This window comes from Oscillibacter sp. KLE 1728, assembly GCF_934833455.1.
Lineage (GTDB): Bacteria > Bacillota > Clostridia > Oscillospirales > Oscillospiraceae > Oscillibacter > Oscillibacter welbionis.
The window spans coordinates 1-5300 of sequence record NZ_CAKVVF010000113.1 but is presented as its reverse complement, the minus strand read 5'-3'; the positions used below and the strand labels follow the sequence as shown (position 1 = coordinate 5300).

The 5300-nt window shown below is 62.9% G+C and carries 6 protein-coding genes; 2 read left to right on the top strand and 4 right to left on the bottom strand.

From position 1 onward, the window contains the following. On the bottom strand, window positions 1-1440 hold a 1440-nt coding region (gene cysS, locus QVE23_RS10270), incomplete at its 3' end, for a cysteine--tRNA ligase (protein WP_287968153.1). A gap of 14 nt (window positions 1441-1454) precedes the next feature. Beyond that, window positions 1455-2141: a serine O-acetyltransferase EpsC gene (gene epsC, locus QVE23_RS10265; protein WP_021749617.1), complete on the bottom strand. Its 687-nt coding sequence runs from the start codon at window positions 2139-2141 to the stop codon at window positions 1455-1457. A gap of 498 nt (window positions 2142-2639) precedes the next feature. Here epsC and QVE23_RS10260 point away from each other — a divergent pair, with 498 nt between their 5' ends. After that, on the top strand, window positions 2640-3332 hold the full coding sequence (locus tag QVE23_RS10260) for a helix-turn-helix domain-containing protein (protein ID WP_025544815.1): 693 nt from the start codon (window positions 2640-2642) through the stop codon (window positions 3330-3332). A gap of 2 nt (window positions 3333-3334) precedes the next feature. Next, complete coding sequence (locus QVE23_RS10255) at window positions 3335-3709, top strand: hypothetical protein (protein ID WP_444000685.1); 375 nt, start codon at window positions 3335-3337, stop codon at window positions 3707-3709. 57 nt (window positions 3710-3766) lie between these two features. Here QVE23_RS10255 and pgsA read toward each other — a convergent pair whose 3' ends face one another. Continuing rightward, window positions 3767-4288, bottom strand: a complete 522-nt coding sequence (gene pgsA, locus QVE23_RS10250) for a CDP-diacylglycerol--glycerol-3-phosphate 3-phosphatidyltransferase (protein ID WP_287968150.1) — start codon at window positions 4286-4288, stop codon at window positions 3767-3769. Window positions 4289-4294: 6 nt separating this feature from the next. Next, window positions 4295-5300, bottom strand: a 1006-nt coding sequence (locus tag QVE23_RS10245; protein ID WP_287968148.1) for a MiaB/RimO family radical SAM methylthiotransferase, incomplete at its 5' end; no start/stop codon positions are given.

The window sequence follows — 5300 nt, the reverse complement described above, 5'->3', positions numbered from 1 at the left end:
CTTCCAGCTTGCGCCGCCCTTGGTGTCGATGATCTCGATGCCCTGGGCTTTCAGCTCATCCCGGATGCGGTCCGCCTCCGCGAAGTTCTTCGCCTTCTTCGCCTCGTACCGCTGCATCACCAGCGCGTCGATGGCCGGGTCCCCCTCGCCGGTGACGGTGTAGCCGCCCTCGGTCTGGGTGGTCTTTGCCTTGGCGTCCTCCGCCCGGCGGGCCGCCGCCTTCTCCAGCAGGCCCAGGGACAGCACGCTGTCAAAGTCCCCGATGAGGGCCAGCTTGGTGGCGTCGTTGGTCTTTGCCTTCAGCACGTCGAACAGGGCCGTCACGCCCATGGAGGTGTTCAGGTCGTTGCCCATCTGCTGGCCGAACTTCTCCCGGTAGGGCTTCATGGCCTCCTGGTCCACCGGACCGTCCGCCGGGTCTAGGGCCGCGATGCGGGCGATCAGCTTGGTGTAGGCCGCCGCCGCGTTGTCCAGGTTCTCCCAGGTGAACACCAGCGCCTTGCGGTAGTGGCTCTGGAGGCAGAAGTACCGGTAGGCCAGGGGGTCATAGCCCTTCTGCTCCAGCAAGGACACAGTGAGAAACTCACCCTTGGACTTGGACATCTTGCCGTCCGAGGTATTCAGGTGATGGACGTGGAACCACTGGGGGCACCAGGGATGGCCCAGGTAGCTCTCGCTCTGAGCGATCTCGTTGGTGTGGTGGGGGAAGGCGTTGTCCACGCCGCCGCAGTGGAGATCCAGATACTCCCCATTGTACTTCAGGGAGATGCCGGAGCACTCGATATGCCACCCCGGATACCCTACGCCCCAGGGGGAATCCCACTTCAGGGCCTGGTCCTCGAACTTGCTCTTGGTGAACCAGAGGACGAAGTCGTTCTTGTTGCGCTTGTTGGGATCCTCCTCCACGCCCTCCCGGACGCCTACGGCCAGGTCCTCCTCGTCGTGGTCGTTGAAGACGTAGTACCGCCCCAGCTTGGAGGTGTCGAAGTACACGTTGCCGCCGGCGAAGTAGGCATAGCCGGTATCCATCAACTTGGAGACGATCTTGATATACTCGTCGATGCAGCCGGTGGCGGGCTGGACCACATCCGGCGTCTTGATATTCAGCCTGCGGCAGTCCTCAAAGAAGGCATCGGTGTAGAACTGGGCGATCTCCATGACCGTCTTGTGCTCCCGCTTGGCGCCCTTGAGCATCTTGTCCTCGCCCTCATCGGCATCGGAGGTCAGGTGGCCCACGTCGGTGATGTTCATCACCCGGTGGACATCATAGCCAGTCCAGCGGAGGAACTTCTCCAGCACGTCCTCCATGATATAACTGCGCAGGTTGCCGATGTGGGCGAAGTGATACACTGTGGGGCCGCAGGTGTACATCTCCACGCGGCCGGGAGTGTGGGTCTTGAACTCCTCTTTCTTGTGGGTGGCCGAATTGTACAGGTACATAAACACTGCTCCTTTTACGTTTCCGAACCGGCGGATTCCTCCCGCCGGCTCTTGAGATATTGTTCATCCATGAGTTTTTCCAAAAATTCCAGACGGGATAAGGCTGCATTCAACTTTTCCTCTACGGGGTCCCGGACGCTGATCTGGTCCACCTCGTCGGCGAAGGTGGCGATCTTTCCGGCCACTCGGACCACATGGGCGGGGACGCCCACGGCGGTGCAGTCCTCCGGCACCGCGCTGAGGACCACGGCGCCCGCGGCAATGCGGGCGTTGTCCCCCACGGTGAAGGGGCCCAGTACCTTGGCGCCGGAACCCACCATCACATTGTTGCCCAGGGTGGGGTGGCGCTTGCCCTTGTCCTTGCCGGTGCCCCCCAGGGTCACCCCCTGGTAGAGCAGACAGTCGTCTCCGATCTCCGCAGTCTCGCCGATGACAATGCCCATGCCGTGGTCGATCACCAGGCGGTGGCCGATGGTGGCGCCGGGGTGGATTTCAATGCCGGTCCAGAACCGGCTCCACTGGGAGACGCACCGGGCCAGAAAGAATCGATGATGCCGGTACAGCCAATGGGCCACCCGGTGGTACAGAACGGCATGGACACCAGGGTACAGGAGAAAAATCTCCAGCTTGCTGCGGGCCGCGGGGTCGCGGCGCTGGTAGGCGGCCAGCAGGCCGCCCAGTCGGGTTACTCGTTTTGCCATATCGAATTGCTCCTTGTGCGGATCGGGAGGCCATGAAAAACGCCTCCCGTACCAAGGTACGAGAGGCGACGGATCGCGGTTCCACTCTCTTTTATCACTCAAGGAGGCCCGTTGACGCTGGCCAGACGGAGGGCTTCCACATCCCCCGCGCTCCCGGGCGCACGTTCACAGCTCCCGCCGCAGGCGCGCTTGCAGCCGGTGACGCGCCCTCTCTGTTCTTTGGAAGTGCTGTTACTCTTCCCGATCAACACGCTATTCCATTTACGCTTTGTATCTTAACAGGATTTGAGAGAGGTGTCAAGAGACAACTTCACGCAGGAATATCCCGGCCCTGCGCCCTGCGCCTTGACAGCGCACCTGCTTCTCCATACAGAATATGCCGGAATGTGGAAACCGTCCCCCCTGTCAACAGGCGGTTGACAAAATTCCAATGGCTGTCGCTTGCCAAGCGCCCGCCTTTTCGGTATGATGGGACCAAAGAAAAGGAGGGGATACTCCATGGAATTGAAGGACCGTATCGCTGCCGTCCGCAAAGCGGCAGGATTGACCCAAGAGCAGCTGGGCGAGCTGCTGGGTGTCACCCGGCAGGCCGTCAGCAAGTGGGAGAGCGGCCAGACCACGCCGGACGCCGCCACCATCGCCGCGCTGTGCGAAAAGCTCCATGTGTCGGCGGACTATGTGCTGTTGGGAAAGGAGCCGGGGGAGGGACAGACCGCCGCCTATGAGCCGCCGGACACCTGTCCCTGCTGCGGGCGGAAGGTCTCCGGCAGCATCTGTCCGGAATGCGGCTATCAGCTGCCCAATCATCCGCCCCGTGGGCCCCAATACGCTGTCGTTGCCACCCGCCCCGGCTTTGTGCAGAGCACGGAGTCGTCTGCCCAGCTGGTGAAATACTGCGGCTTCACCCAAGAGGATGCCAACAATGCCATCGCCCACTATGTGAACAACCAGTCCCGCATCCTGCTGCGGCGGGGACTGGTTGACAGTGCGGCCCAGTACATTGCCGCCCATCTGGACCAGGATTTCTTCTGCCCGCAGATCGTAGTGGACTGCGGGGAATCCGAGGAGGCGCTGCTTTACAAACCTAAAGCCTTCGAGACACCGTCTCCCGTCAAGAGTCAAGAGGGCATCGGCTTCTGGGGCGTGGTGGGTGCTGTTATCGTTGCCCTGCTGATCCTCTCGTTCTTCTGATGATGGACCGGTCCTTTCTGCGGCGGTACGCCGCCTCCGGCGCGGTCATCGCCGGGCTGTATCTCCTGAACCGCTTTCTTTTGGTCCCCCTGACCAGCTGCCGCCTGCTGGCCTGGCACGGGGCGGACTTCCTGGCCGGCGGCTTGATGCTGTGCCTGCTGAACGGTCTGCTGTGTCTCACCCGCCGGCGGCCGGTGGAGCGGGCCCTGCCTGCCTCGCTTTTCCTGCTGGCCTGCGGCCTTTTCTGGGAAGTGCTCACGCCCCTGTACCTGCCCCGATCCGTGGGCGACCTCCGGGATGTCCTGGCGGTGTGGCTGGGGGGCGTGGCTCTGCTGTCCCTCTGGCGGGTGTGGGACCGGCTGGGGCCTGGAAGCTGAACATGTCAAAACGCCCCCGGCGGGAGTGACCCGCCGGGGGCTCGTCTGTTGTCAGAGTCACGCCGAGGCGATGACATCCTTGTTCTTCACGAAATACTCTACGCCAGAGTACAGGGTGGTGAGGGTGATGACCCACACGCAGAGCGTGTTCACCACCGGTGGAATGGGCAGGAACATCAGCACCACGCACACCATAGTGGCGGCAGTCTTGACCTTGCCGGACCATCCGGCGGCGATGACCCGTCCCTTGTCGCTGGCGATCATCCGCAGGCCGCTGACGGCGAACTCCCGGCAAATGACAATGAGCAGCATCCAGGCGGGCATCTGCCCGATCTCCACGAACCACAGCATGGCGGCGGTCACCAGCATCTTATCCGCCAGGGGGTCGGCAAACTTGCCGAAGTCCGTCACCAGGTTGTACTTCCGGGCGATCTTGCCGTCCAGCATGTCCGTGAGGCTGGCGATGATGAAGATGGCCAGCGCCACCCACGTGGCGCCGGGGAAGCCCCAGTACAGCACCACCATGAAAACCGGGACCAGAATAATGCGCAAAAGCGTCAATTTATTGGGCAAATTCATGGATGTTTACTCCTCCGCCAATTCTCCGGTCAGTTCGCCGTCCATGACGCCGGTAAGCCGGACGGTCACAAAGGTGCCCGGTTCCACCTCCCGGTTCGCGTCAAACCAGATGCGGCCGTCGATGTCCGGGGACTCGGCGTAGCTGCGGCCGAAGTGCATCTGGGCCTGGCTGTCGAAGCCCTCGCACAGCACCTCCCGCTCCGTTCCCAGAACAGACTCGTTGTACGCGTCGATGATGTCGGACTGAACGTCCACCACCAGCTCCGCCCGGCGGCGGGCCTCCTCCATGTCCACATGGTCCATCTGGGCCGCCCGGGTGCCCTCCTCCGGGGAGAAGGGGAACACCCCGGCCCGTTCAATCTTTGTCTCCCGGAGAAAGACACACAGCTCTTCCAGCTCCGCCTCGCCCTCGCCGGGCAGGCCGGTGATGAGGCTGGTCCGCAGCACCAGGCCGGGGATGCGGGCCCGGAGCTTTGTCAGCAGGTCCAGCAGCTCCGCCTTGGTATCCCGGCGGTTCATGGCCTTCAGGATCCCGTCGTTGCAGTGCTGGATGGGGATGTCCAGATACTTGACGATCTTGGGCTCCTCCGCAATGGTGTCGATCAGCTCCTCAGTGATCTCGTCCGGATACAGATAGTGGAGCCGGACCCAGTGGAAGTCCAGCCTGCACAGCTCCCGCAGGAGAGACGCCAGCTGGTGCTCGCCGTTCAGGTCCGTTCCATACCGGGTGATATCCTGGGCGATGACCAGCAGCTCCTTCACGCCGGCGTCCGCCAGCTCCCTGGCCTCTTCCAGAAGGCCCTCCATGGGGCGGCTGCGGTATTTGCCCCGCAGGGAGGGGATCACACAGTAGGCGCAGTGGTTGTCGCACCCCTCGGCGATGCGGAGGTAGGCATACCAGGGGGGCGTGGACAGGATGCGTCCCCCGTCCTGGGGGGCGGTGTGGATGTTGCCCAGGTGGCAGGGCCGCAGGCCGGAGCCAGCCATCACCTCGTCAATGGCGGCGCAGATG